The organism is Mesorhizobium salmacidum (SeqCode) (assembly GCF_037179605.1).
Classification (GTDB): domain Bacteria; phylum Pseudomonadota; class Alphaproteobacteria; order Rhizobiales; family Rhizobiaceae; genus Mesorhizobium; species Mesorhizobium salmacidum.
The window spans coordinates 498,294-523,142 of the sequence record NZ_JAPYKS010000001.1; the positions used below are offsets into that span (position 1 = coordinate 498,294).

The following is a 24,849-nucleotide window of genomic DNA, read 5'->3' on the forward strand; positions in this document are numbered from 1 at the left end:
ACGATGCAACGTGTCGTCCGCTTTGTCTTCGCAGGCGGCATCGGTTTCGTCGCCGACGCGGCGGCACTCTGGCTGCTGCTCGCCGTCACGCCGCTCGGGCCGTTCGTCAGCCGCATGGTCTCGATCGGCTTTGCGCTCTGCGTCACATGGCAGATCAACCGGCATCTGACCTTCTCGCCGTCGAGCAGGGGATTGACACAGGAAGGCGCCCGCTATGGCGGTGTCGGCGTCGCCACCAGCATCGTCAACTACGCCGTCTACTCGGCCATCCTGCTGGTGCTGCCGGCGGCGCCACCATTGGGCGCGCTTGCCATCGCTTCGCTGGTGGCCATGACGCTGTCCTTCGTGGGTTACTCGCGGCTGGTCTTCGACCGTTAGCGGCGTGGCCCGATTGGCAGACGGCGCCGCGACCCTTATATCGCATGCGTTGACTGCGTTGGGGATCCACCATGAAGCTGAAAATCGCCGTCCAGATGGACCATGTCTCCACCGTGTCGATCGTCGGCGACACCTCGTTCGCGCTGTCGCTGGAAGCGCAGCGGCGCGGCCATCAATTGTTCCACTACACGCCGGACCGGCTGTCGCTGCGCGACGGCAAGGTGTTTGCCCGCATCGAGGAGATGCAGGTGCGCGATGAGAAGGGCAGCCACTACTCGCTGGGCGAAAAGGTGCGCACCGACCTGTCGGAGATGGACGTCATCCTGCTGCGCCAGGACCCGCCCTTCGACATGAACTACATCACCACGACCCACATCCTCGAGCGCATCCATCCGAAGACGCTGGTCGTCAACGACCCGGCCTGGGTGCGCAACAGCCCGGAAAAGATCTTCGTCACCGAGTTTCCCGACCTGATGCCGGACACGCTGATCACCAAGGATCCGCTCGAGGTGGCCGCCTTCCGCAAGGAGTTCGGCGACATCATCGTCAAGCCGCTCTACGGCAATGGCGGCGCCGGCATCTTCCATCTCTTGGAAGCCGACCGCAACCTCGCCTCGCTGCTCGAAATGTTCGGCCAGCTGTTCCGCGAGCCCTATATCGTGCAGCGCTACCTGAAGGATGTGCGCAAGGGTGACAAACGCATCATCCTGATCGACGGCGAGCCGGTCGGCGCCATCAACCGGGTGCCGGCCGAGCACGATTCCCGCTCCAACATGCATGTCGGCGGCCGCGCGGAGAAGACCGAGCTGACCGAACGTGAGCGCGAAATCTGCGCCCGCATCGGACCGTCGCTGAAAGAGCGCGGCTTCATCCTGGTCGGCATCGACGTCATCGGCGACTACATGACCGAGATCAACGTCACCTCGCCGACCGGCGTGCGGGAAGTGCAACGCTTCGGCGGCGCCGACATCGCCAGCCTGTTCTGGGACGCGGTGGAAGGCAAGCGGACATGACCGTTTCCACTTTGTGTTAACCATGTTCCGCTTTTGCAGCCAGGCACAACCGGGGCGCAACCTGCGCGGCTACCGGTTCCCCTGATGTTCCTGATTTGACCAAGGACCTCTCAGGCCCCGCGCTGTTCGCGCTCCCTGACATCAGCGGTCTCGGCCAGCACCCAGTCCCTGAACAGCCGGATCTTCGGGATGTTGCGGCGGCCTTCGGAATGCACGAGCCAATAGCCGTCGCCGTCGGACCCCAGCGCCTCGAACGGCTGGATCAGCTGTCCTGTCGTCAGCAATGAGGAGTAGAGATTGCGGGTGAGGATGGCGACACCCTGATCCGTCAGCGCCGCCATCGCGTCATAGGCCTGTGTGCCGAGCTCCGGACCGGCTATGATGCGTTCCGGCTCGAAGCGGGCACCGGCTGCCTCGAACCAGATCTTCCACCAGGGATCGCTCGAACAGCATAGTGGCAGCTTGTAGAGATCCTGCGGGTGGCGGATGCCTCCCACGCTCTGCATCAGCCTTGGGCTGAGCATCGGCGTGTAGTCTGCCTTGAACAGGTAGTGGGCTCCCAGGCCCGGCCATTTTCCGGTGCCGGTGCGAATGCCGATATCCATGCCGTCGCGCCCAAAATTGGCCAGCCGGGACGATGTATCGATTTTCACGGCAAGGTCCGGATGCATCAGCTGGAATGCTCCAAGGCGCACGGCGAGCCAGGTCGAGGCGAAAGTCTGGACCGTGGTGACGGAGAGCACACCGGTGGTGCCGCCCTTGGTCGCAACCCATGCGTCGGCCAGCGCCGAGAACGCGCCCGATGCGTGCGGCGCCAGCTGCTCGCCGGCCTCGGTCAAGGCAATCTGCCTTGTTTTTCTTATGAAAAGTGGCGTTCCAGCGCGTTCTTCCAGCACCTTGATCTGATAGCTGGCCGCCGACTGGGTCATGCCGAGTTCTTCGGCCGCCTTGGTAAAGCTGCCCAGCCGCGATGCGGCTTCAAACACCCTGATGGCGCCCAAGGGCGGCAGGTCCCAGCTCATCATGCATCAATCCTGTTGATGCATGATACGCGACGTTCGATTGGAAACCAAGGGCGCACCGGCGCACACTCAAACCATCAAACTAATCCGAAAGGACATGGCAATGAACACCTCGGCTCAGCACGTCACGGTCCGTCATCCGATCCTCGACCTCTTCGTCGCTCCCTTCAGATCGCGGTCGCGCCGCCTGCTCGACCAGCGCGCGCTGTGCGACCATTTCAAGCGCGATATCGGCCTGCTCGACGGCCACGCGCCTTATGGCAATATCCGCTAGGCGCGATTTGGCGGACAGGGACAGGAGGGAACGATGAAGGTACCTGCAGAGGCCCTGGCGAAGAGCCGCCGGACGATCGAGTCGTATGAGGACTACGCGGTCCGTTACGACGAGATTGTCGGGCATATTCCGCATCCGAACGACCGGGCCGCGCTCGAGCGCGCCGCAGCGATCGCCGGGCCGGGCGGCCAAGTCCTGGAGATCGGGTCCGGACCGGGCCGCGATGCGGATTTCCTGGAGGGCCTTGGCGTCAAGGTGCGCCGAACCGACGCCACGCGGCGCTTTCTCGACCTGCAGGCGGCGCGCGGCAAGACCGGCGAACTCCTCGACGTGATCACCGACGAGCTTGGCGGTCCCTACGACGCGGTTGTGGCGCTGGCAGTGCTGATCCATGTGCCTCGCGACCAGATCGACCAGGTCCTGGCGAAGATTGCGCGTTCATTGCGGCCCGGCGGTGCCTTTGTCGTCTCGATGCGCGACGGCGACGGCGAAACGGGCGGCAGATATCTTACGGTCGACTGGCGCAAGGACGCCTTCGCCGCGCGCATCGAGGCCGCCGGCATGGAGCTTCTCAGTCACAGTTTCCGCATCGGCAGGAAGCAGCGAGGATGGAACACCTTCCTGGCGGTGAGGCCGTCGTGATCCGGCGCGGGTTGCCGCGCGTTCGCCCTCATCCTGTGCCGCTCAATCCGGGACGTTGCGAACACCGGAAGACCCTCACACAAGGCAACAGGTTGAGGCGGACGACAAGTGAGCCCATCCGACGGTATGCACCCGTTTGCCTTTGTTCTTGTATTGTTCTTGCCTAAGCCTGAAATCTGTGGTTGTCTTGAGCTGACGTCGCTCGTGGATTGTTCACAAGGGCTGGGGGCGAGTCGGCATCGGGGGCAGAATATGGTGGCGCGGGTTCGTACGGTCGCTTTCCAGGGCATCGAGGCCGTGCCGGTCGACGTGCAGGTGATGATCGCACCCGGCAAGGTCAACATGCACATCGTCGGCCTGCCGGACAAGGCGGTGGCCGAGAGCCGCGAGCGGGTCCAGGCGGCCCTTCATGCTTCCGGCCTGTCGATGCCGTCAAAGAAAGTAACGATCAATCTGGCTCCGGCCGACTTGCCGAAGGAAGGCAGCCACTACGATCTGCCGATCGCGCTCGGCCTGATGGCGGCCCTCGGCGCCATTCCGGGCGACATGCTGGCCGGCTATGTCGTGCTCGGCGAACTGTCGCTTGACGGGACGATCACGGCGGTCGCCGGTGCGCTGCCGGCGGCGATCGGCGCCAATGCCGAGGGCAAGGGCCTGATCTGCCCGTTCGCCTGCGGCCCGGAAGCGGCTTGGGCGGGGCGGGAATTCGACATTCTGGCGCCGCGCAGCCTGATTGCCATAGCCAACCATTTCCGCGGTACGCAGGTGCTGTCGCGCCCCGAGGCCGGCATCCACGCCTCGGCGCGCGACCTGCCCGACCTCGCCGACATCAAGGGCCAGGAGACGGCGAAACGGGCGCTGGAAGTGGCGGCAGCCGGCGGCCACAACCTCCTAACATTGTGGCTAATTAAACGGCGAGTAGGGATCATTACCGCCGGAGCCCATCACTGAGATTTTGGACAACCTCTTGCCGGCAAGAGGCCGCCCTGGCGCATTCGGCATCCCAGCTTGTGGAGGTCTTATCAGCAGTTGAGAAACGGATTTTCGAAAGCAGCGAATCGTCTAATAGACCGCTGGCCCTACTCATCCTTCTTGCCTCCTGACTCGACATGCCTAAGACGTTGAATCCAAAGGTGATGGTCCGAAAACTGTCGGACTTTTGCCAAATCCGCGTTGCGCCCGTACTGCCTCCCCATGAGGCAGAACGGGTTCGAGTGTATTTGATAAGTCTATTCAATTCCCGCACCCGTCCGCCGACCTTAAGCCGAGGATACGACTGGCAGGCGATAGCCCATCAGTGCGGGATCCCAATCGAACAATTCGACGTGGCAAGAAAGGTCATTGAGCCGGGCCTTGATGCTATTGTTCGTGCAATTCGCAATCTCCCCCAGAAAACGCCAATTCTGCGGCCCGTTCGCCCGACGACGATAGCCGAAATCGCTACGCGGACTTTGCCGCAAGTCCCGAAGGAAAAGACGAGACCGGTTCAGCCCGCAAAGACCGATCTATCTCGTCAGTCCGAGCATCGGAAACCTGGTATCAGGCCCCGCGACGTCGAGGAGTTTCCAGCGCCGACGTCCTCAGCATGGGTTGACCCCGAAACGTTCCAAGAAGCTCTGCAACTGCAGATGCTGCGTCATGGCGACAGCTACTGGCATTTGCACCGTGCGATCGTAAAAGACGATGAGACCATCGATCGCTCCACGATCCGACATTGGCTATCGGGAGACAAAGTGCCGCGCAGCGTGGCGAGTATCGAGTTGCTGAGCCGCATTGAGCGGCGGTATCGGCTCCCAGAAGGGTATTTCAAGGGCAAGCTTCCGCATCGAGCACGGTCGGCATCGGGGCATATTCTCGACGACGTAGGTCCGGCGGAACGTCGCCGTCTTGCATGGCATCTCCCGGACGACTTCAATTCCCGTCCAGCGTCCGAACAAGAAGAAATCCTAGAATGGGTTCGGCGTGTGATCATTGCTGGTTCAACTGACTATCGACGTTTCCAACGGGCGGCGATGAAACAGCGCTACGCCATCCGGTTCCCAGGCGTTTCGTACGGCAGAACTGACTTAGCCGAAGCGAATGATGCGGACGACGAGCAGGGTCAGGGGTCGTTCACTGATCCGGATCTATTTTGTGGTGTGATTGACGCTCCGCCCACGCTTGCCATTGAAATGGCAGAACTCATCCGTTTTAAGACCGCTACGCTAACGGCCTTTGGCCTGCAGCGTCAGGGGGTCTGGGGAGAGGAGACGACATCCCAGAAGATCGAACACCTCGGACTGATGTTCGGCGCCCTTGCAGCCCATCCAAAGGGACCGGTGCGTGGGTATGGCATCCCTTCTCAGCACCTTTCATTCGGCATGCTGGTATTTCCGTCGGTCTGGGACTGGTACGTGCAATGGCGAGAGCGGCGGCGCGGTTTCTATACGAGCTGGGAGGTGGATATGCTTCGCATTTCGCTGGCCCTGACCCGTAGGGACACGGGCTGGCTGCGGCAACATCCGAAGTTGGGTGCGAGGGTTCGGCCGGTCCCTGGCTTGATCTCACAAAACGACATCGATCGGGCTCTAGGGGACTGGGATGACGCTTGCGACGTTTACTTCAAACACGCGACGTCCCGTGCGAAGGAAATCCAACGAGTTGCTCGTGTTCATCGGGACCCGTTCGAACCAATCTTGGCCGTCCTGGAAGCTGACAGCCCCGTTGGTGAGTATCGCAAAATTACCGAGGAGATTCTGAGGCTAATGCCCGATGAACGGCTATATCGTCGAGCGGCGGCCGAATCCATACGGTCGTTCTTGATGTTGCGCCTAGGGCTTCATCTCGGCCTCAGACAGAAGAATCTACGGCAGTTGATGGTTTGCAAGCGTGGGCATTTGCCGCGCTCTGAACGTCAGCTTGCGGACATGAAGCGGGGGGAAATACGCTGGAGTGAACGGGATCATGGTTGGGAGGTCCTAATCCCATCCGTTGCGTTTAAGAACGCCAATTCATCTTTCTTCGGCAGCAAGCCGTTTCGATTGGTCCTTCCTGATCTCGGCGACCTCTACAAACACATTGATGCCTACGTCGACCGTCATCGCGGTGCCTTGCTCTCCGGAGCCGACGACCCGGGCACCTTCTTTGTAAAAACGGTGAAGGCGACCAGCAGCGACGCAGCCTACGACCAAACCACTTTCTATGAAGCGTGGCGCCTGACAATCCAGCGCTACGGAATCTTCAATCCTTACACTGGCCGTGGCGCAATTCCGGGCCTTTTGCCGCACGGCCCTCACAACGTCCGTGACGTGCTGGCCACCCACATTCTCAAACGGACTGGCTCGTACGAGCAAGCAAGTTATGCAATTCAGGACACGCCAGACATGGTGACCAAACACTACGGCCGTTTCCTGCCCCAGGACAAGGCTGCGCTGGCGGCCCGGATACTCAATCAGGTATGGGAGGCTGCGTGACTCTGGCGATATTGCCGTTTCCTTTTGCTTTACCTCACGGCTGGCGCGTCTAGACGATAGGACGCTTCGCCGTTCTTTAGCGTTAGGCAATTGTGCCCCGAACTGCTAGATCACAAAGTTTCCGCTTAACAAGGACCGATAGTTCATCAGTGTTCGCGAGTGCTCGGATTTCATCTATCGTCATCACGACTAGGCGACGACGTTCGAGCAGCGCAGCTGCGACGAGTTGATGTGCAGCAGTAAGCTCGTTTGCGTCCCCCGTTATTCCATTGGTAGCAATGAGAACGCCGAAATCCAACCCGCGGCTGCGCAACTTATTGAGGAACCAGCTGATCTCAATGCTCGACACTGGGTTCGACCAATTTTTACACTCGATGAGGATAATGGTAGGAAGGTAGTGAAAACCCGCCTGGTCACCCTCATTGAAAATGGCAACATCAACCTCCTCCGTCGCAAAGACGTTCATAACGTTGCGATGCGTAATAGAGATCCCTGGGATAAGGGCGAATACGTAGGCAGCTAGATCTTCGAGCGCTCGTCCCCTCTGAGTAGTTGTTGCAGTTATGTCGAGCGCAACATCGACAAAGCCCTGAACCGTAGCGGCATCGATGAGAGGCATCAGGGCGCTATCCCATGGACCTTTTGATTGCGGAGGTCCTTAACGATTTCGGCAAATGAACTGTGCCGCAGGCTGCCAAAGAGTGCCTTCACGTCTATGACAATGACGTTTGATGGGAGTTTTGTGCTAGCGATGGTAGCTTGAGAAGGCCCGTTTCCAAAAAGCAGAAGCCCCCAACGTGTGCCGGACATTCCTACTTGTTCGGCGAGAGCATGGGCTGCCAACTTAAGGTCGGTTGACGAGCGCAAATTCAGCTTTGTCTCTACCAGTATTGGATTGCCCATTATGGGCTGGAGCGCGTCGGACCAGATCGCTAGATCTGCCCGGCGGCTTGCGCCAGTCGCAAACTCAGAAAGAAGCTCCACTCCCGCCTTTCGCAAAGTCGTTGCAACCAATTCCTCGAAAACCTGGCCGCTCATCGAATGAAGCGCCGCATCGACGGCTTGGATCGCTAGGTAAGCGTCGGAGCCTTGAAGCTGAGTCATGTCGCGACGTGGTGGAGGGCTCGGCTTCTCTTCAAGTGATGCAGCGAGCAACTGGTCTAGCGCGAACCCAATGGCTTCCGAGTTGCGGGGATTGGCGCGGAGCACAACAAACCGCTGGAGGCTACTTGGGATAAAGTCAATTTTCGGAGGGGCAATGAGCAGCACTGGCTTTCTCTCTGCCCACGCGATGCCCAGCTCAAACAATACCCAAGACGACTTCCGAGCAGTTGTCAGCACACCAATTACCAGATCGACGTTCGAGACTGCAGACCGAACTTGCGTTGCAAGGTCAGTGCTCTCAATGCTTATCGACGAGATAGCAATATGACGCCGCGAAAGCTCTCGTCTGATAACCTGGATCTGAGCTCCTTCAGGTGCCGAGATGTAGCAGGTGCGGATATCTCTAGCCATTGCGCCTCTTTCAAATGGTTGTCGGTTGCAGCATCAAAAGGGCCGCCTCTCTGCCAGTTCTCGAAGACAACTGGAGCGGTCCTGTCTTTCGCCGCGTCAATGCGCAAATCTGCCCGACCCGAGAGTATATAAGGACCCCTTGTCGCGGAGCCCGATCGATGGCCAAGATGATCTGTTGGAACTTATCCGTGCAAGCCCTGAACGAGGTAATCTCGGATTTGGTAAAGGTTGACCCCAAAATTCTGCGCATCTTCCGGGCGAATGACGATCGAGAGTTTATTGGAAAATAGCCGATCCTTTGATCCGTCCGCGAACGACTGGGCAACCCGTTCGGACATCTTCTTTCGGGGATAGCCCGTGCGCCCGCGCCCTGTGCCCATCAGTGGAACGGAGAGATTCCTGAGTTCGCCATGCGTCAGGATGAACGCCCACAGCGATGACAGCGCATCTTCCACCTCTCGCAGGGATGCGCTGGCAGTTCCCTGCGCATTTAGCCGTGACATTGCCACGAAGTAGAAGGTGCGTCCGTGTGCTTTGACCCGCGCAACCGTTCCAATCGGATACTCTACCTTTTTGCCTGGAGCATCAGCGCGCGGCGTACCGCTCGCCTTCGCTAAATCGATCTTCAACTGGCGATCTATCTCATCGGTGTTCGCCTGGAAGAAGCGGGTCGCAAGTTGGCCTTGGAGACTATCGGTGGCAATCAGACCGTTTGCCATTTTCGTGTCGAAGGTGGTGTTGGTGCTGATGATGACGTCATTCGTACCGCTAAATATGTCGCCGATCCGGACCTCGACTACATAGTCCTTGCCGGGCACCTTGTACGAAAAGCGAGTAATCGGTCGCCGGGTGATGACCACATAAGCGACTGCCAACGCTACCATCGGAATGATTGAATAACCGCTGTAACGATCCTTGGTGTAGATTCCGAAGAAGTCTAGCATCTCCATGAACGCGTATAAGACGCCTACAACGGCAAATATCTTAGCCAGCGCGTCCACAGAAAGAAGCGCGTGCCGCCAGAACGAGAAAGTGAGAATCGATCGCAAGAAGTATTTCATGTCTTACAGTCCGAATGACTTGTAGACGTGGTCATAGTAATAGAACCATCCAGTTTTCCCCGCTCTGCGGTTCTCCAAATGACTGGACGGCCAATCGTTCATCGCATAAGTGATGATCTTTTCGTTGAATGGAACATAGACAGCCAGTGTGTCCCTCATGGACGAAGGGCAGCGATCATCCTGTGTTCTGCTTCCATTTAAATTGATCCCAATAATCGGAAGATCGAGCCGAATCGCCGTTTCGATCTCCCACTTGACGAATTTGGTGAGGAGGCGCGTTTTCTCGCCAATCAGGACCATAAATAATTTGGAGTTCGCAAAGCGCTCGCGGAGTTGGCGCTTGATGCTCTCCTCTTGGCTGGAGTCTCTTGCGGTGTTTAAATCGTGCGCATTGTATATGTTGAAGTTGAACCCTTCGTGTGCTGACCAAGCCGTCATCAGTCTATAGTAGCGCATATCGTTGTCGCCATCGAAGGCGATGTAGGTCTTGTTTCTATATGTCATTGCCGAAATGATTCCCCGAGATTGCTTTAGTTATATCGCGACTAAGCTAACAGCAACGGGGCGAGGAGAAGTTGTCCACGCTCATTAAATTAGAATCCGCTAATGTCTTTGGAGCCTCCAAGCAGATCTAAGTGAAGAAGAATGCGCCCGTTAGGTCCCTTCCACTAGGCGCTAATCGCTGGTTGTCGGACAGTGAAATGGGCGCTGGACGGCGTGGACAGCCGTGATGCATTGGCCGTAAACGTTCCACCGAGACTCTCTGTTGGATACCCTTGATGTGGTCGGCTGTATGCGAGCTTCTCTGGCGGTGACGGTCTTGATACTTTTCGCGGCACAGGCTCACGCCGATGGCACACTTGCCGACAAGATTCGGGAAAATCCGAGTTACCAACAATTCAGTGCTCGGATGCAGCATCTGCAAAATCAGCCAAGGCGTCGCGACATGCTCCAGCCCGTCGATAGCGTGCATCGCTACCGAGTGGCGTTGCACCTCCGATCCGTCGAAGACTGGTCAATCAGAAGGCTATTAGCGATCGGAAGAAGCAATTTTTCATGGCGCTTCACGTTCTGAAGCTTGCCCGTCAGCAGTTGATATATCGACATGCCTGCCGAGCGGGTGGGAGATCGTTCGGCCTAGCCCTTTTGCCATCCTGGCCCACGTAGAAGTCCCAAATCTCTTGTGCCGCGCGCTCTCCTTGAAATGCCAAGCGGTGCGGTTCGTCGACGAGACCGGAGATATCTGAAAATTCGGCAGCATATGCCGGACTCCAGCGCAAAGGTTTGAAGACGCCAACAACGACGCCTCGATCCAGCGCCAGCACGTAATCAACGGTTTCAGCCCGTTTCCGGCTGAGTGGCCAGCAGTAGCGAACAAGGTCAAAGATGACTTTCTCTTCGCGTCTGCCGCGCAGCTTGTTGATCGTGATCGCCAGCAGCCTGTGCCCGCTATCCAGTATCATCGGTGGCAGATTGTAGCGCTGGAGAATTTCCTTCACCGTGGCCAAGCCAAAAATTGAAGCGTGATGCCCTCGGACGGCGTTGTGCAAAGAGGGATAAGCATCGATTAGAGCAGCCTCGACTTGGAACGCCGTTTTATCGTCCATACCGTGTCGGTGAATTACATAGTCGACTTCGAGATTCGAAGCCTGGATTTCGCGGATCCGATCCAGCTTCGATGACATGATGTCCGTCTCGCTTTCGATTTCCGCGCTAGCGTCTAATGCATGCCGGAAGACCCGATCGCCCCGGCCTTTACCGACATAGAACGTTTCTCCATTGCGCGGATCAATTAGCCGGTAAACATATGCCTGCAGTTGCTCTGCGACTTCGTATGGGAAAAATTCCTCAGTCATATAAAATTCCCAACCTACCCTCATGGCGCATCAAAAGCCTCCATAGAAAGCGATTGTGGACGAACGTTTCCGGAGGCGACCGCGTAAAGTGTGTAGGTAAGATGCTGCGTGATGATCTGAGTCGACGTTCTCTCGGTCTGCAGCCGCTCGACATTCGGGAACTGCCCCACGGCTGCCGTATTGAAAAATGATCTACAATCAGAACGCAACTCGTCACCGACCGCATACTGGATACGGTAGCTGCCATCCGGGATACCGGGATACTCGGCAGCGGCGTTATCGCTGATATAGAAAGACGCGATCGTTCGGTTTGAAAACGAATCTCGCACCTTGACGATGGCTGGACCGCCTGACCCATTCCTGATTTCGAGAACATGGCCCTGCGATGATATGGCGTTGCCGTAGCCGTCTAGTGCGTCGCCATTTCTGGGACGGGTAGAGCAGGCATTGGTGACCGGAACTATTTTGGCAGGAACGGCCTTGGTCGTTCTGGGAGGCGGCGTATATGTCGACGTGTACGAAGGCCTTGGGACCGGCCTCCCGGTCCACCAAGATGCGATTTGATCTTGCATGAAAATGCCGGCGACCACCAGCGGGACCGCCGCGACCATAGCAAGGTGCTTCAGCCTTTCGACTAGCCCGAAATTCCACGGATTCTTGAGACGGGACCGTTTTGGGTCAACCCCAGTTTTCTCCAGTTCCCTTGACAATTCCGTGGCTCGCGACGAGATCTCGGGATCGGATGCCTTCCGTGACATCTGCGCCAGGGAATAGGCGAGGTCGACGTTGCCCCGAGACAGGAAAGCAAGGCAATTATACCATGTCAGCCGTTCCTCGGCTTCCTTGGAGTATTCGCCGCCGAACCCGTTTCCGAGAATAACACCGATTGTGTAGATGGGTCCCCAAGGGACGCCCCACCATCCGGTGCACATCGTAATCAGAGATGATCTGAAAGCTTCTTTCCGCGCACATGAGGCGCAGAATATGCCTTGAACGGGCGTCCTGATCGTCGCCAGAATGAAACTGTAGACGCGTCGGAAGACGACGTATCTGGGCTGCGCCGTCGCCTGCTTGCAACGGGAACAGCAAACCGGGTCCAACTGCTTGTGTCTGACCTCTTCGGCCGATGCTTGGTAGCCTGAGCTGTCGTATTCTGCCCGAGCCTCGGGATCGGACAAAATCTTGTAGGCCGCATTCACCTGTTGGAAGAGGGTTGCCGATGGATTGCTCGAAGTATCGGGATGCGTTTCCTTGGCACGCCGCCTGAACGCATTCTTGATTTCTTCGGCTGTAGCCACCGGTGAAACGCCAATGACGGCGTATAGCCCCCTGGGATCGCTGTTTTGCATTGCCCTGCCCACCCCTTCGTGCAGTGAGAATTGCTCGACTCGCTACACGGAATTCGAACATCGGCAATTAGCCCGATCTCCTATTCGACGCCAGAGCACCTCACCTTGCGACCGTCCTGACCGAGATTGATGTAGGCTCGCTTGTATCGACGGCCGGCAGCCACAAAAACCAGACGGTCAGAAGGTCACCTCAGGTGAGCCCGCCGTTGTGTGTGTGCACATCGGCCCAATCCTTCTGCTGCAACGTTGGCGCCGTTGTCTCGGACCGGATTAGGAAGGAGTCCTTAAAACATAAACCAGCGTTTATGTTTGACGAGGCACCATGAAATATGTCGGCTATTACCGCGTTTCTACCAAAAAACAGGCCCGATCCGGCCTCGGATTAGAGGCCCAACAGCAGGTAGTCCGCCAGTTTGCCGGTACTCAAGGTCAGCTCGTCGGAGAATTCGTTGAGGTGGAATCTGGCAGGAACGATCGACGAATTGAACTGGCAAAAGCGATGAACGCCGCGAAAAAGGCCGGAGCTTCCCTGCTCATCGCCCGTTTGGACCGCTTTTCGAGGCGTGTCAGCTTCATAGCATCGATGATGGAGAAGGGCGTGCAGTTGGTCGTCGCTGAAATGCCTCATGCGACCGACTTTCAACTGCATATTTTTGCTGCCCTAGCACAGGAAGAGCGGCGGCTGATCTCTGAAAGAACCAAGGCCGCACTGGCTCAAGCCAAACGCAAAGGTGCCAAGCTAGGACGGAATGGCAGAATTCTTGCGGCTGCAAACAAGACCAGAGCGAAGGACTACGCGGACCAGTTCCGCGACCTACTGCCCGATCACTGGGAAACGATGTCCTACTCGGAACTTGCGCGGAGTCTCAACCAGGCGGGTCTTACCACCGTCAACGGCAACCGCTTCTATCCTCAGACGGCCAAGAACCTGGCCGCTGTCCTCTCCTCCTCGCCATAGAGCCTTCGCAAGGGATTTGGTTCGGGGCAGAGGGCTCATTTGAAATCTGAACCCTACAAGTGGAGGGAGTAGATACTGCGCAGGAAGCGCGTGCCAAGGACCGACGGATATAGAAATTGCTTGATCCGGTGAGGACACCTAATTGCTTGGTTGCGGCGTGGTGCTCTTGCCTCTACAGTTGAGTGGGGGGATCAGCAATGCAAATTTCTCGTGTAGTGGTGCGCAACTATAGAGCGCTTGCAAATGTTGATATCGATGTTTGCGAAGACCTTTGCTGTATCATAGGTGAGAACAACACCGGCAAAAGCGCGCTACTTCGCGCGATCCAGATATGCCTCGATGTATCGCTGCCTTCCAGCTACCGAGCGCTAATCCGCGAAGACATCAACTCTGCGGTGGATGTGTCGCACCCGAATCAAGTTCTAGTCGGTGTCGAACTGAGCAATTTTCAGGGTAAGGTGAATGAAGAAGCTCTCGTCAGCACTTGGAAGATAGGAGCTGACAAAGCGCGAATTTTCTACCGCTTTCGCCCAAAGCCCAGCATTCGCGAGCGCCTCAATAACGGTGAGGTCCCGCCAGGAACACTGACCCTCGAAGATTATTCGTGGGATTTGCGAGCGGGCGGCGACCCAGCATTGGACCTTGCCGACCTTGAATGGGACGACGAGGACGTGGGTGAACCAGTTCGCTTTGCGGATCTTCAATCCTACCTCGTTGTCGCGCTCGCAGCGCTGCGTGATGTCGAGGCCGATCTTCGCAACGCACGCGTGTCACCCCTTGTACGACTGATCGAAGCGTTTGATGTGCTTCCGCCGGAGCAGAAGGCGCTTATCGACATACTCAATGACGCGAACGCAAAGATTGAGGGTGCAAAGACAATCTCCGACGTGGCCGACGCGATCGACAAGTCATTCAAAAACGTATCTGGGCCGGCATTTGAGATGGGTGTTGGCTTGGGGCTGGCGTCTGCGACATTCCAGTCGATCATTCGCAATCTAAAAGTGCTGCTATCTGACGCAACGCTGATGAAATTTGAGCCTTCGCGCAACGGCTTGGGGATGAACAATATCCTCTACATCGCTATACTAATTGAGTATCTCCAAAAGCGTATCGCCCGCGCCTCGACCGCAGGCCAGTTGTTGCTCATCGAGGAACCGGAGGCGCATCTGCACCCGCAGCTTCAGATGGCTCTTCTGATTGCGCTACGGAAGTTCGGCATACAGGTTATACTGACAACACACAGCCCCCAGGTTACCTCTCAAGCCCCATTCAAGACGTTTGTTTCCCTCACCAGGAAGGCCGATCTAACTGTTGCGGCTGGTACGCTTGCGGACAATTCCGCTTTGTCTGAGCCAGAAATCTCCGACTTGGAGCGGTATCTCGACGCGACCAAAAGCAATCTTCTATTCGCGCGGCGTGTCATGCTGGTCGAGGGACCGGCCGAGCTATTCCTAATCCCAGCGATGGTCGAGGCCGTCAAAGGGATTCAGCTTGAGCGCTCAGGCATCTCCATTATCGCCATCTATGGCGTGCATTTCGACGTTTACGCAAAGCTGTTCGCAGAAGGCTCCCTTGAGAAGCGCTGCGCCATTGTAGCGGACGCCGATCTTCTTCCCTCCGATGCCGACGACAATTTCGATGTAGATGAGCATGCGCCAGACTTGGCGGCACTCAGAAGTCCGTTAGTCGAAGTGTTCGCCGGAGCCACGACATTCGAGCGCGAACTTGTGTCCGTGGACACGCTTCCGATGTTCATCGCCGCAACTAAGGATCTAGGCGCGACTAAGACGACTAAATCGCTAGAGGAAATCTACACCGAACTTACCGATATACTCAGCGATGCCGATCCCGACCACCTGTTGGAGGACGGTGGGTCAATTGTGCTTTCGGCCGCGAAACGCTTCGGCAAAGCGCGTTTTGCGCAAGTAGCAGCTCGTCACGCGCACCTCTGTACGGCTTTACCTAGCTACATTGAAAACGCGGTGGATTGGCTTAGCGAATGATTAGCCTTACAGCCGAGCAACGCGCCCCGGTCGTCGAAGACGGCAATATCTACCTATCTGCCTGCCCTGGAAGTGGCAAGACGCGCGTTATCACCGCGAAGCTTCTCTTGCTCGCGGAAGCCCAGATCGGCTCACCGCGATCCGTTGCTTGCATCACCTACACCAATGCCGCTGTGGACGAGATCGAGAGTCGACTTAAACAGGTCGGCAGCAGGGCGATCATCGACTGCACCGAAGTTTGCACGATCCACTCATTCTGCCTCCAATATGTACTTCGCCCCTACAGATGGCTCGCTCCCGACGTACCAACGACTTTTAAGATACTGACGCGCGAGGCGCCCGAGTTCGAGCGCCTCGTGGAGGCTGTCGAAGACGAAATTGGCCGCAGGATTGGCCGCACCACCTATGAAGATTATGCATCAATTTCCATGGGTCTCGACGGGGAGCCATTCGGACCGGGCATCGAACGAGGACTTGTTTCCGTGCCACTGGCCAAACGCTTCTGGCAGTTCATGAGAGCCGCTGGCTTCATCGATTTTTCGATGATCCTTTTTTACTCGCATCAAATTCTACACAACAACGACTTCGTTGCGAGCGGCGTTGCATCGAAATTCAAGTGGCTCCTCGTTGATGAATTTCAGGATACGTCAGCCCTCCAGATCGAGATTTTCAAGATCATTTTCGGTCACAAGAAGAGTGGATTCTTTCTCGTAGGGGACGAAAACCAATCGATCTACGGGTTTGCAGGCGCGGTTCCAGAAGCCGCCCAGGACTTCGCCAAGCGTATAGACGCCTCATTTGACTTTGCTCTCTCTGGAAATTTTCGATCTGGCCCACGCATCGTCGATCTGGCGGAATCTCTCATTCCTAGAAACCCTCGGATGAACAGCGTCGGAGCAGCCGCCGCCTACGTTGAGGCACCAATCTATGTCCACGTCGGCAATCCAACGCTCGCTGTGACCGACTATTTCTTGCCCTGGGTTGAAATTGAAGGGATCCCGCTGGGAAAATGTGCTGTTCTTGCGCCGTGGTGGACGAACCTTATCCCGATCGCAAGGCACCTTAGAGACATAGGCGTTCCGGTGTTCGGACCAGGCGCGCGGCCTTATCAGAGGCGGCGCACGTTCGCGACGCTAGCCGAGCAGTTAGGGGCGTGTGTTGAACAGGAGCATCTTCTTGGGCTCCCTGGCGTCGAGAAAGCGATTTTCAGACTTGCACAAGAAGTGGTTGGAGTAACTCGTTTCGATGTCTTCTCGTATGAAGGCAGAAAGTCTGCACTCTCACTCGTGTACGAAGCGAAGCGGGTTGCGCTGGAGCATTCAGGTGGCCTCGACTGGCTGCGCACATGCGCCACTCAGTGCGCTGACATCCTAGTGAGAGATGGCTGGCTGCTGGAATCGCAAAGAGCGCTGTTGCGTCAATCCGTCGATGAAATGGAAGCCGACATGGCAAGGAACAGGATCGACACTGCGAATTTACAGATCAGTGATCTTGGGTTGTTTGCCAACCCTGACCGCGCAATCAAGTTGATCACGCTTCACAACTCTAAGGGCAGAGAATTCGACGCCGTCGCCGTGATATGCTTGAATGAAGGGCGTGTTCCGCATTTCTCGGCCGAGACTCAGGAGGAATTCGACGAGGCGAGGCGATTATTCTATGTCGGTATCTCGCGAACTCGGAAGTTGCTCTTGCTCGCCTCAGATCAAAGTCACTGGAGAGACCGGCCTTCGCGCTTCATCGCTGAGACCGGCATAGCGCGATCGAACTGATCACATTCTGTGGGATAATGGTACGCGTCTAGCTCGTCGCGTACATGTCCGGATGATAGCGCTTCGGCACGTCATCTGGCCTGACAACTCTCAATCGCAGTGATCGGCTTTCCTCGTCTTGCGCTGAGTGGCTGCCACGAATCTCCCGCATTCCGTTCCGTCGATTGGCTTGGTCCGCGTAGTATTCCCGCCATTGTTTATGAACTGTCTCGAAAATGCAACAAGGCCTTTCTGGCCTTTCACGGTATCGAAGCCATTGTCTTTGCAGGCTTTAAGATAATCCATCATCCGGCCTTGTTCGATAATGGTTCGGATGTGAAGCGTGAACCCTTCGATCGGAATAGACCTTATGTGGGGACGCGTTTTGCTGTTCGTCGATTTCCGTTTGGGCCCCCGGTTTGCAGGTTTCATAGCCATTGCTTCCTCGCTGGTTATCGTGAAAGTTCGTTGATGATAGTCTTGATGTCGTTGGTCTTCTCCTGACGTCTGACCTCGTTGTCGAGCTGGTTTTGTTGGCTGCTAATCTGCTCTTCAAGATTCTTGCGGTCCCTCTTTTCCTGCGCGCTTCTTGTCTCCGCAACCAGCGCTCCAACTTCCGGAAGCTGCAAGACAAAGGTGACCGAATGGATGTCCTTGCGTTCTCTCTGGGCCTTCAGCATGGCTTGAGTAATGTTCGATCCCGTGAGAGCGGCTAGTTTGAACTGAGGATTCACGCCTCCGCGCAGCGTGGTTGTGAAGATCATGTTGATCGTTTCCGACGGCACGATTTTTGTTGGTAGCCCGCTTAGCAATTCCAGGTCTGTTTTCTCATTGATCAGGTTGCCGGCCTGGTTTTTGCTAACAAATCCAGCGATCCTCGACCGGAGGCCTAGCGATCCAGTGATCGGATACACAATACCTGCATGTTGGGGTTGGGTTTTATTGCTGCGGAAACTGTTACATCGCCTTATGGTTGGCAGGTTTGTAAGGAGAAGATCAACCCTGTCGAACTGGTTCCAAGCATCCTGGCTTTGACGAACCCCGATCGCCGTAGCGGTGAAACCGGTCGCTAGGGTGCCTCGCGTAAACACACTGGTCAGGTCGAGGCTACTGTCCGCAGTATCCGTCATTGTGATGTCGAAATTAAACCGATAGCCGATGGTCATTTTTGAATATGTTGTGACGATCTGCACCAGTTCCGGGTCTGGATCCGGCATGTGGTCAAAGTCGCGTGTGAGAAACTGATCGAACGCCATGGCTTCATGGTACGCGCGCTTCTCGTCCCGATCGTCGTCATCCTTGGCATCGGGTGGGTCGTAGCTATAGAGCGCATCCCGGGTGAGTTCAGCTGCCTTTTGCTCGTTGCCCTGATTGTAGCCGATGCGGTCATTGAGGAGACCGATGATCGCGTCTCGCAGCTCACACCGGATGTGTTCGGATATGGTTGTTGGGTCAGGCGAGTGCATATCTGTCGTGTTAGGCACCCCGGCGCAAGACGACAGAAGAGCCGCACACAAAGCAGCACAATGGGCGCGCGAAAGCGCACGCGAGATTGTCATTGAGTTCCCCTCGGCAAGCTGTCCCCACAGCTTTAAACGACAATACAGGCCCGTGCTGAGACTTTGTCAATAGGTACTAGACTCGGTGAGGTGGTGCTAATCAGGGCGGTTAGATTGCTTTTACTTGCCATCCTGTGGTCTGATCCGATGGCAAATCAAGGGAGGTGGCCGGCGTGGGCGAATTATTGGACCGCAACTTGCAGCAAGAGATTCTGGCGAGTCTTTCTAACGACTACCCTCAACGAACAAACCTCAGAAAAGCTTTCGAAGGAGGCGGCAACAGGTTGGATGTCAACCTGGCCTATCTTGAGGAACACGAACTCGTTTCAGTCCATTGGCACAACAGTCAGGACGGGAGGACGCCCATGCAGGCGTCAATCACGGCAAAGGGGCTCGACTTCATTGCTGACGATGGTGGCCTCGGTGCCATCCTTGGCGTCGTGACTGTGAGGCTCCACGGGGACACGTTACGTGACCTTCTCATCTCAAGAGTGGAGTCATCGAACGAGGATGAAACACTTAAACAGAGGGCAATAGCAAAATTGAAAGAGATCCCAGGGGATGCCCTGGGATCGTTGGCAACGAAAGCTCTAGATGTGAGCTTTCAATAGGTTGTCCATCCGGTCCAGGGCGAGGAAGCTGAGGTTGCGAGACTTCAGTGATTCCTCGGAGGACCGGATGAACATACACAAGAATGCCCGTCTGACGCCGCTCGGTCGAGAGCGTATTGTGAAGCAGGTGCTGAGCGGGCATGCGCCGAAGGCCGTCGCGTCAGCCGCAGGCGTATGCCCGCGCACGGTGCGCAAATGGGTGGAGCGCTTTAAGATCGAAGGTATCGAGGGGCTCAAGGATCGCTCCTCGCGACCGCGTCGTCTCTACCGGCCGACGCGGCAGGCCATTGTCGAGCAGGTTGAGGCCTTGCGGCGCCAACGATGGACCGGCCAGCAGATCGCTGCCGAAGTTGGCGTCTCGCCGGCGACTGTCAGCCGCATCCTGCAGCGCCTCGGTCTCAATCGGATCGCTTCGTTGGAGCCGGCCGAACCGGTTCGCCGTTACGAGCGCCAGCATCCCGGCGAGCTGATCCACATCGACATCAAGAAACTCGGCCGCTTCGAGCGGGTTGGCCATCGCATCACCGGCGACCGCACAGGGCAGAGCACCCGGCGCAGCTCCAAGCGCGGCGGTACGGGCTGGGAGTTCGTCCATGTCTGCATCGACGATGCCTCCCGCGTCGCCTTCAGCCAAATCAAGCCCGACGAGAAGACGCACAGCGCCATAGCCTTCCTCAAGGCTGCCATCGCCTATTACAAGAGCCTCGGCGTAACGGTGACCCGCGTCATGACCGACAACGGCGGCTGCTACATATCGAAAGCCTTCGCCAAGGCCTGCAAGCGGTTGCGCCTCAAGCACATCCGCACCAAGCCCTACACGCCCAAGACCAACGGCAAGGCCGAGCGCTTCATTCAGACTGCTCTGCGCGAATGGGCATATGCCAGGGCGTACGACACCTCAGACCAAAGGGCCGAAGATCTGCCTGACTGGCTCCATCGCTACAATTGGCACCGACCTCATGGTAGCCTGAAAGCCAACACGCCCATCAGCCGACTCGCTCTAACCGGGAACAACCTGTTGAGGCTCCACATCTAGATGCAAGCCTTGCGAGTTTGCCGGCTGTTGCCACCTGGATGCTAGCCCTGCCTGCTAAATAGCTGACATTCTATCACGAAACTTCTAACCCGCCTTCTTCCTTACCTTCGCCGCAGCTTTCTTAGTGGGAGCGACCTTCCGGCCCAGACCCATCGATTTCGCCAGAGACGAGCGAGCCTCTGAGTAGCTCGGTGCCACCATCGGATAATCGCGCGCTAGGCTCCACTTCTCGCGATACTGTTCGGGCGTCAGGTTGTAGTGGGTCATCAGATGGCGCTTCAACGATTTGAACTGCTTCCCGTCCTCGAGGCAAACGATGTAGTCAGGGAAAACCGACTTCTTCGGATTAACCGCAGGCGTGAGAACCGGCTTTTCGGGCTCTACCGGTTGTCCGACCTTCCTTAGAGACAGGTTCACGCTGTGGATCAGGTCCGGCAGTGACGCAACCGGCACAGGATTATTGCTGATGTAGGCGGAAACGATGTCTGCGGTAAATTCGATCAAGTTGATGGTCTCGTCGGCCAAGGGCTCTCTCCTTTGAAGCATCCAGCCTTCCTAGCTTTTGGCGAAAGGCTAATCAACGGCGGCTGGCCTTCGAGATCATCTCGCACAGACCCACTCCAGCAAGCCTGTGCCTTCTTTGCCAACGAACACGTTGGAGAGGCCGGCCAGCGCTTCGCTGATCTGATTGACCGTGACTTGCGAAACGCTGGCATTAGCTGGACCAGAACGCTCAGCCAAAATCCATCCCGTCACACCACACCTACAAAATGCAAGGATCGTCGGATGATCACCAATCCAGCGATAGAAGTATCGGTGACCCGACTGGATTGATGCAAGAGCGTACGCGAGTTCTTCGCCGCCCCTGAGGCAGTTGTCGAATTCATGCCCGGCTTTCCGCAGCTGCTCTGCCGTGGTGATCGGGACCAGCGTGCCGAGCTGCTCGAATGGTGGCGCTGGGAACGGCGTCAGGCCAAGCAAATTGGCGAGGATAGCTGCCGCCTGGCGGCCCTGAGCAACGGCTCTAATCAGGTGCTGATCATCGTGGATCGGGGCCAACTGTGCGATCACCCACAGCAATTCAACCAGCGTCGGGGCGGGTATCTTGCACTTCAGAAGCGCACGGAAGACTCGGTTCGACACGAGCATGGTCGAGGCTGATGCCAGTGAGACAAGGTCGTCATCCTGGATTTCGGTCGCCTGAAAGATGTGATCTGCCAGCGGCCTACATGCCGAAAGCACCTGATGAAGCGCCACATAAACGTGTTTTGGCCTAGCATATGGTCCCAATTTGCCGAGTGCCGAGACCATGCCCGCAGGGGAGGCGCCGAATGCGTGCGTGAGAATCTGCCGGGACTTAGAGAAGGTCAAAAGCCGGTATGTGTCGGCAACATCGCAGATGGCCGTGCCATGGATAGCAAGCCACGCATGCCAAGTGTGCCGACGGCTATCTGATGCGAGCAGGTACTCGCAGATGCGATCATTTTTCCAGATCGAGTGAACCTGATCGCTGTGTTGCCGCGCCACCAGAGCGATCATCGAATTGTCTGACACATTACGGTCGATCGGCGTGGTATTTCGATAGTGATGCATGGCTATCTCCTGATAGCCCGCTTTCCCCATAAAAATCCTCGTCGACAACCGCAGGATTTCGAAGCGCCGATCTCCGGAGAAAAGCAACGCTTCTGGCGCCGATTTTAGGCCGTAGAAGCCGGGTTAAACGCGGACTTTGTGCCGCTTTCGTCAAAAACGCCGCTAAACAGCGAGGAAATATGAAAATCTGTCTCAAGACATGTCGTTGTCGATAGTCGGTTGCTAGGGGATAGCCGCCCATCAGAAGCACGTTGATGGAGCCGGCGATGGATTACCGACTGATGAAGACGCTTGCCTGTGACGCAAGGCTGAAAATCTTGGACTACCTGAACTACCCTGAGGAGCATTTCCCTGACGTGCCTGATGCGGCCGACACCGGGCTGACGAACAAAATGATTTCGAGCAAGCTTCAGATCACCCAGGAGTCTGTCAGCCTTCACATGAAGTGGCTAACGCAGACCCAGTTAGTAACTCGCAAAAAAGTCGGCGTTCGCGTGTTTTACAAGCGGAACGAGGATGCGATTCAAAAGGCGATCGGTTCCCTGATCAGCATTCTTTGACGATCAGACATACGGCTGGCGGGCTCATTCAATGCCACCACGGTGAGCATGGCAGTTATGAGGGGTAGTGGATTGAGCCCTTCTGGCATGGGTGCCATTTGTACTGGTAATGGGATTGGCCTTCTCTGCCATAGCACCACTTCACCGTTTCAAGCCGACGGGCCAGCGTGTCTCTGACACCGCACGCTTTCAGGGTTTTAGAACCATCTCCGGAGCCGCCACGGCAATTCTCGTTAGCTGCCTCCCAATGACGAATCAGCTTCGTCGGTGGGGTTGCCCTCTCGGCTTTCGTGCGAGTGCCACCGAGGCATTCAGTTTTTGGCGTGACAGACGGTCAAACGACTCCACGAGCAGGTATGACCCCTTCAGAATCCTGCCTGCTTTCACGGCGTCTAAAAACTTACCAAGAGCGCCTGAGGAGACGTTGTCACCCTTGAAAGCTGAGACGCCAATGTCCTCTAGTCGCAAGTCCTCGACGAGTTGGAGATTGTGATCCTGGGCATATTTCTTCGACCGCTCTGTTTGCCTTCGCAAACTGTCGCCTTTCAACTGGATATCGGTCGACATGCGGATGTAGGAATACGCGAGCGGCTTTGTCAGGGGGAAACCTCCAGATTGCAGGATTAATACCCTACAATGATGTCTACCATCAACCGCCGCCGCCACATTTGATATCCATCACTATCTTGAGATTGTATCGCATTAAATATTTTAATGCCGCACACTATCCTGATGATCGGTCCGCCGGGCTCGGGAAAATCGATGCTGGCGCAGCGTCTGCCGTCGATCCTGCCGCCGCTGGCGCCGAAGGAATTGCTCGAAGTCTCGATGATCGCCTCGGTGGCCGGCGAACTCGGCGAAGGCAAGCTGACCGACCGGCGGCCGTTCCGCGCCCCGCACCACTCGGCCTCGATGGCGGCGATGGTGGGCGGCGGCATACGCGCGCGGCCAGGCGAAGTGTCGCTCGCCCATCACGGCGTGCTGTTCCTCGACGAGTTCCCCGAATTCACGCCACAGACGCTCGATGCGCTGCGACAGCCACTTGAGACCGGCGACTGCATGATCGCGCGCGCCAACCACCGCGTCACCTATCCGGCACGCATCCAGCTGGTGGCGGCGATGAACCCGTGCCGCTGCGGCATGGCCGGGGAACCCGGCTATCGCTGCCTGCGCGGCGAGCGCTGCCGCACCGACTACCAGGCCCGCATCTCAGGCCCGCTGCTCGACCGCATCGATCTTCGCATTGAAGTGCCGGCGGTCTCGGCCAGCGACCTGATCCGGCCCGACCGAGCGGAAAAGAGCGCCGATGTGGCGCTGCGCGTCGGCCGCGCCCGCACCCTCCAGCGCGAGCGCTTCGAACGGCTCGGCGTCAATAGCGCCACCACCAACGCGCATTGCTCTCCCGCAGTCATCGAAGCGATCGCCATGCCGGACGCCGCCGGCCTGTCGCTGCTCAAGGACGCCAGCGAAAAACTCGCCTTTTCGGCGCGGGCCTACCATCGCGTGCTGAAAGTCGCGCGCACGCTCGCCGATCTCGACGCCAGCGAGGCTGTCGGCCGCATCCATCTGGCCGAGGCGATTTCCTACCGGATGAGTGCGGAGCGTGTGGCGCAGGCGGCGTAGAGTTCGCCCGGAGTCCGGCATCCGGCCTCGGCACGTGGACCTGCCGACCTCGCCGGCGGAGAGATGGTCAAGCGGGGAGTTTGAAGTGACGGCGACCGGCGGCCTGCTCATTGATCCAATTCAGGACAAAGCGGCAAAAGTGACCCTTCAGGTCATGGCCGCAGCCCTCGCTGAAACCAGCTCGATGAGACACCGCAGGCTCAGGCGCTCTCCCGCGCCTTCAGCGCCAGCCGCCGCTTATGCAGTACCGGCTCGGTGTAACCGTTTGGCCGGCTCGTTCCCTTGAACACTAGGTCGCAGGCGGCCTGGAAGGCGATAGAATTGTCGAAATCCGTCGCCATCGGCCGGTAGAGCGGATCGCCGACATTCTGCAGATCGACGATCGCGGCCATGCGCTGCAGCGAATCCCTGACCTGGATTTCCGAGCAGACCTTGTGGCGCAGCCAGTTGGCGATGTGCTGCGAGGAGATGCGCAGCGTGGCGCGGTCTTCCATCAGACCGACATCCTTGATGTCGGGAACCTTGGAGCAGCCGACGCCCTGGTCGATCCAGCGCACGACATAGCCCAGAATGCCTTGCGCGTTGTTGTCGAGCTC

At 57.3% G+C, this 24,849-nt stretch carries 23 protein-coding genes and 3 pseudogenes; 14 read left to right on the forward strand and 12 right to left on the reverse strand.

All coding sequences use genetic code 11. The annotated features are described in order from the left end of the window. Positions 1-3 precede the first annotated feature (3 nt). Together O7A60_RS02450 and gshB are read left to right on the forward strand one after the other, a co-directional pair. Entirely contained in the window at positions 4-378 is a 375-nt protein-coding gene (locus O7A60_RS02450) for a GtrA family protein (RefSeq protein ID WP_337104847.1), read from the forward strand. Positions 379-449: 71 nt separating this feature from the next. Then, on the forward strand, positions 450-1,391 hold the full coding sequence (gene gshB / locus O7A60_RS02455; protein ID WP_337104848.1) for a glutathione synthase: 942 nt from the start codon (positions 450-452) through the stop codon (positions 1,389-1,391). A gap of 110 nt (positions 1,392-1,501) precedes the next feature. On the opposite strand, the gene O7A60_RS02460 is transcribed toward gshB, so the two are convergent. Further along, complete coding sequence (locus O7A60_RS02460; protein ID WP_337104890.1) at positions 1,502-2,413, reverse strand: LysR substrate-binding domain-containing protein; 912 nt, start codon at positions 2,411-2,413, stop codon at positions 1,502-1,504. A 103-nt stretch (positions 2,414-2,516) separates the two neighbouring features. Between O7A60_RS02460 and O7A60_RS02465 the strand changes: the two genes are divergently transcribed. The 4 genes and pseudogenes from O7A60_RS02465 to O7A60_RS02480 all read left to right on the forward strand — a co-directional run bounded on the left by O7A60_RS02465 (position 2,517) and on the right by O7A60_RS02480 (position 6,781). Continuing rightward, entirely contained in the window at positions 2,517-2,687 is a 171-nt protein-coding gene (locus O7A60_RS02465) for a hypothetical protein (protein ID WP_337104849.1), read from the forward strand. Between the two features lie 33 nt (positions 2,688-2,720). Continuing rightward, complete coding sequence (locus O7A60_RS02470) at positions 2,721-3,329, forward strand: class I SAM-dependent DNA methyltransferase (RefSeq protein ID WP_337104850.1); 609 nt, start codon at positions 2,721-2,723, stop codon at positions 3,327-3,329. Between the two features lie 252 nt (positions 3,330-3,581). Continuing rightward, positions 3,582-4,223, forward strand: a pseudogene (locus O7A60_RS02475) (magnesium chelatase domain-containing protein); the annotation flags it as partial. Between the two features lie 215 nt (positions 4,224-4,438). Next, positions 4,439-6,781: a hypothetical protein gene (locus O7A60_RS02480; protein WP_337104851.1), complete on the forward strand. Its 2,343-nt coding sequence runs from the start codon at positions 4,439-4,441 to the stop codon at positions 6,779-6,781. Positions 6,782-6,863: 82 nt separating this feature from the next. Here the strand turns inward: O7A60_RS02480 and O7A60_RS02485 are convergent, their stop codons facing one another. The 4 genes from O7A60_RS02485 to O7A60_RS02500 form a co-directional block, all read right to left on the reverse strand. Next, a complete protein-coding gene (locus O7A60_RS02485) occupies positions 6,864-7,400 on the reverse strand; it encodes a restriction endonuclease (protein ID WP_337104852.1) in 537 nt (178 codons plus the stop codon). After that, on the reverse strand, positions 7,400-8,296 hold the full coding sequence (locus O7A60_RS02490; protein ID WP_337104853.1) for a hypothetical protein: 897 nt from the start codon (positions 8,294-8,296) through the stop codon (positions 7,400-7,402). The genes O7A60_RS02485 and O7A60_RS02490 overlap by 1 nt, the downstream gene beginning before the upstream one ends. Before the next feature lie 182 nt (positions 8,297-8,478). Continuing rightward, on the reverse strand, positions 8,479-9,357 hold the full coding sequence (locus O7A60_RS02495; RefSeq protein ID WP_337104854.1) for a macro domain-containing protein: 879 nt from the start codon (positions 9,355-9,357) through the stop codon (positions 8,479-8,481). Positions 9,358-9,360: 3 nt separating this feature from the next. Beyond that, complete coding sequence (locus O7A60_RS02500) at positions 9,361-9,861, reverse strand: TIR domain-containing protein (RefSeq protein WP_337104856.1); 501 nt, start codon at positions 9,859-9,861, stop codon at positions 9,361-9,363. 262 nt (positions 9,862-10,123) lie between these two features. On the opposite strand from O7A60_RS02500, the gene O7A60_RS02505 reads away from it, so the two are divergent. Then, positions 10,124-10,432, forward strand: coding sequence for a hypothetical protein (locus O7A60_RS02505; RefSeq protein WP_337104857.1), 309 nt, complete (start codon positions 10,124-10,126; stop codon positions 10,430-10,432). 10 nt (positions 10,433-10,442) lie between these two features. Here the strand turns inward: O7A60_RS02505 and O7A60_RS02510 are convergent, their stop codons facing one another. Beyond that, positions 10,443-11,213 (reverse strand): LEM-3-like GIY-YIG domain-containing protein, encoded by a 771-nt coding sequence (locus tag O7A60_RS02510; protein WP_337104858.1) that lies wholly within the window; start codon positions 11,211-11,213, stop codon positions 10,443-10,445. A 20-nt stretch (positions 11,214-11,233) separates the two neighbouring features. After that, positions 11,234-12,562 carry a J domain-containing protein gene (locus O7A60_RS02515; protein ID WP_337104859.1) on the reverse strand — a complete coding sequence of 443 codons (1,329 nt, stop codon included), beginning with the start codon at positions 12,560-12,562 and terminating at the stop codon, positions 11,234-11,236. Positions 12,563-12,884: 322 nt separating this feature from the next. Between O7A60_RS02515 and O7A60_RS02520 the strand changes: the two genes are divergently transcribed. The 3 genes from O7A60_RS02520 to O7A60_RS02530 all read left to right on the forward strand — a co-directional run bounded on the left by O7A60_RS02520 (position 12,885) and on the right by O7A60_RS02530 (position 17,292). Beyond that, positions 12,885-13,520, forward strand: a complete 636-nt coding sequence (locus O7A60_RS02520) for a recombinase family protein (protein WP_337104860.1) — start codon at positions 12,885-12,887, stop codon at positions 13,518-13,520. A 197-nt stretch (positions 13,521-13,717) separates the two neighbouring features. Then, on the forward strand, positions 13,718-15,523 hold the full coding sequence (locus O7A60_RS02525) for an ATP-dependent nuclease (RefSeq protein WP_337104861.1): 1,806 nt from the start codon (positions 13,718-13,720) through the stop codon (positions 15,521-15,523). Then, positions 15,520-17,292, forward strand: a complete 1,773-nt coding sequence (locus tag O7A60_RS02530; RefSeq protein WP_337104862.1) for an ATP-dependent helicase — start codon at positions 15,520-15,522, stop codon at positions 17,290-17,292. The genes O7A60_RS02525 and O7A60_RS02530 overlap by 4 nt, the downstream gene beginning before the upstream one ends. A 431-nt stretch (positions 17,293-17,723) precedes the next feature. On the opposite strand, the gene O7A60_RS02535 is transcribed toward O7A60_RS02530, so the two are convergent. Then, positions 17,724-18,830, reverse strand: coding sequence for a hypothetical protein (locus O7A60_RS02535; RefSeq protein ID WP_337104863.1), 1,107 nt, complete (start codon positions 18,828-18,830; stop codon positions 17,724-17,726). A 173-nt stretch (positions 18,831-19,003) separates the two neighbouring features. Between O7A60_RS02535 and O7A60_RS02540 the strand changes: the two genes are divergently transcribed. Both O7A60_RS02540 and O7A60_RS02545 read left to right on the forward strand, forming a co-directional pair. Beyond that, positions 19,004-19,441, forward strand: a complete 438-nt coding sequence (locus O7A60_RS02540; RefSeq protein WP_337104864.1) for a hypothetical protein — start codon at positions 19,004-19,006, stop codon at positions 19,439-19,441. Positions 19,442-19,508: 67 nt separating this feature from the next. Continuing rightward, a complete protein-coding gene (locus tag O7A60_RS02545) occupies positions 19,509-20,477 on the forward strand; it encodes an IS481 family transposase (protein ID WP_337104865.1) in 969 nt (322 codons plus the stop codon). 84 nt (positions 20,478-20,561) lie between these two features. Here the strand turns inward: O7A60_RS02545 and O7A60_RS02550 are convergent, their stop codons facing one another. Together O7A60_RS02550 and O7A60_RS02555 are read right to left on the reverse strand one after the other, a co-directional pair. Further along, positions 20,562-21,023, reverse strand: coding sequence for a Ros/MucR family transcriptional regulator (locus O7A60_RS02550; RefSeq protein WP_337104866.1), 462 nt, complete (start codon positions 21,021-21,023; stop codon positions 20,562-20,564). A 54-nt stretch (positions 21,024-21,077) separates the two neighbouring features. Next, a complete protein-coding gene (locus tag O7A60_RS02555; protein ID WP_337104867.1) occupies positions 21,078-22,070 on the reverse strand; it encodes a hypothetical protein in 993 nt (330 codons plus the stop codon). A gap of 266 nt (positions 22,071-22,336) precedes the next feature. Between O7A60_RS02555 and O7A60_RS02560 the strand changes: the two genes are divergently transcribed. Beyond that, complete coding sequence (locus O7A60_RS02560; RefSeq protein ID WP_337104868.1) at positions 22,337-22,630, forward strand: ArsR/SmtB family transcription factor; 294 nt, start codon at positions 22,337-22,339, stop codon at positions 22,628-22,630. Positions 22,631-22,885: 255 nt separating this feature from the next. Here O7A60_RS02560 and O7A60_RS02565 read toward each other — a convergent pair whose 3' ends face one another. Continuing rightward, positions 22,886-23,296 carry a recombinase family protein gene (locus O7A60_RS02565; protein ID WP_415926795.1) on the reverse strand — a complete coding sequence of 137 codons (411 nt, stop codon included), beginning with the start codon at positions 23,294-23,296 and terminating at the stop codon, positions 22,886-22,888. A gap of 54 nt (positions 23,297-23,350) precedes the next feature. Between O7A60_RS02565 and O7A60_RS02570 the strand changes: the two are divergent. Next, positions 23,351-24,253, forward strand: a pseudogene (locus O7A60_RS02570) (YifB family Mg chelatase-like AAA ATPase); the annotation flags it as partial. 200 nt (positions 24,254-24,453) lie between these two features. Here the strand turns inward: O7A60_RS02570 and O7A60_RS02575 are convergent. Beyond that, positions 24,454-24,849 (reverse strand): annotated as a pseudogene (locus O7A60_RS02575) (malate synthase G); the annotation flags it as partial.

What these genes read in the sequence shown, in the direction of transcription:
- O7A60_RS02530 (WP_337104862.1), top strand. Translation starts at nt 15,520, where the DNA reads ATGATTAGCCTTACAGCCGAGCAACGCGCCCCGGTCGTCGAAGACGGC.
- O7A60_RS02555 (WP_337104867.1), bottom strand. Translation starts at nt 22,070, where the DNA reads ATGCATCACTATCGAAATACCACGCCGATCGACCGTAATGTGTCAGAC.
- O7A60_RS02535 (WP_337104863.1), bottom strand. Translation starts at nt 18,830, where the DNA reads ATGACAATCTCGCGTGCGCTTTCGCGCGCCCATTGTGCTGCTTTGTGT.
- O7A60_RS02465 (WP_337104849.1), top strand. Translation starts at nt 2,517, where the DNA reads ATGAACACCTCGGCTCAGCACGTCACGGTCCGTCATCCGATCCTCGAC.
- O7A60_RS02470 (WP_337104850.1), top strand. Translation starts at nt 2,721, where the DNA reads ATGAAGGTACCTGCAGAGGCCCTGGCGAAGAGCCGCCGGACGATCGAG.
- O7A60_RS02520 (WP_337104860.1), top strand. Translation starts at nt 12,885, where the DNA reads ATGAAATATGTCGGCTATTACCGCGTTTCTACCAAAAAACAGGCCCGA.
- O7A60_RS02515 (WP_337104859.1), bottom strand. Translation starts at nt 12,562, where the DNA reads ATGCAAAACAGCGATCCCAGGGGGCTATACGCCGTCATTGGCGTTTCA.
- O7A60_RS02450 (WP_337104847.1), top strand. Translation starts at nt 4, where the DNA reads ATGCAACGTGTCGTCCGCTTTGTCTTCGCAGGCGGCATCGGTTTCGTC.
- O7A60_RS02550 (WP_337104866.1), bottom strand. Translation starts at nt 21,023, where the DNA reads ATGCTTCAAAGGAGAGAGCCCTTGGCCGACGAGACCATCAACTTGATC.
- O7A60_RS02460 (WP_337104890.1), bottom strand. Translation starts at nt 2,413, where the DNA reads ATGAGCTGGGACCTGCCGCCCTTGGGCGCCATCAGGGTGTTTGAAGCC.
- O7A60_RS02560 (WP_337104868.1), top strand. Translation starts at nt 22,337, where the DNA reads ATGGATTACCGACTGATGAAGACGCTTGCCTGTGACGCAAGGCTGAAA.
- O7A60_RS02495 (WP_337104854.1), bottom strand. Translation starts at nt 9,357, where the DNA reads ATGAAATACTTCTTGCGATCGATTCTCACTTTCTCGTTCTGGCGGCAC.
- O7A60_RS02545 (WP_337104865.1), top strand. Translation starts at nt 19,509, where the DNA reads ATGAACATACACAAGAATGCCCGTCTGACGCCGCTCGGTCGAGAGCGT.
- O7A60_RS02525 (WP_337104861.1), top strand. Translation starts at nt 13,718, where the DNA reads ATGCAAATTTCTCGTGTAGTGGTGCGCAACTATAGAGCGCTTGCAAAT.
- gshB (WP_337104848.1), top strand. Translation starts at nt 450, where the DNA reads ATGAAGCTGAAAATCGCCGTCCAGATGGACCATGTCTCCACCGTGTCG.
- O7A60_RS02500 (WP_337104856.1), bottom strand. Translation starts at nt 9,861, where the DNA reads ATGACATATAGAAACAAGACCTACATCGCCTTCGATGGCGACAACGAT.
- O7A60_RS02485 (WP_337104852.1), bottom strand. Translation starts at nt 7,400, where the DNA reads ATGCCTCTCATCGATGCCGCTACGGTTCAGGGCTTTGTCGATGTTGCG.
- O7A60_RS02490 (WP_337104853.1), bottom strand. Translation starts at nt 8,296, where the DNA reads ATGGCTAGAGATATCCGCACCTGCTACATCTCGGCACCTGAAGGAGCT.
- O7A60_RS02480 (WP_337104851.1), top strand. Translation starts at nt 4,439, where the DNA reads ATGCCTAAGACGTTGAATCCAAAGGTGATGGTCCGAAAACTGTCGGAC.
- O7A60_RS02510 (WP_337104858.1), bottom strand. Translation starts at nt 11,213, where the DNA reads ATGACTGAGGAATTTTTCCCATACGAAGTCGCAGAGCAACTGCAGGCA.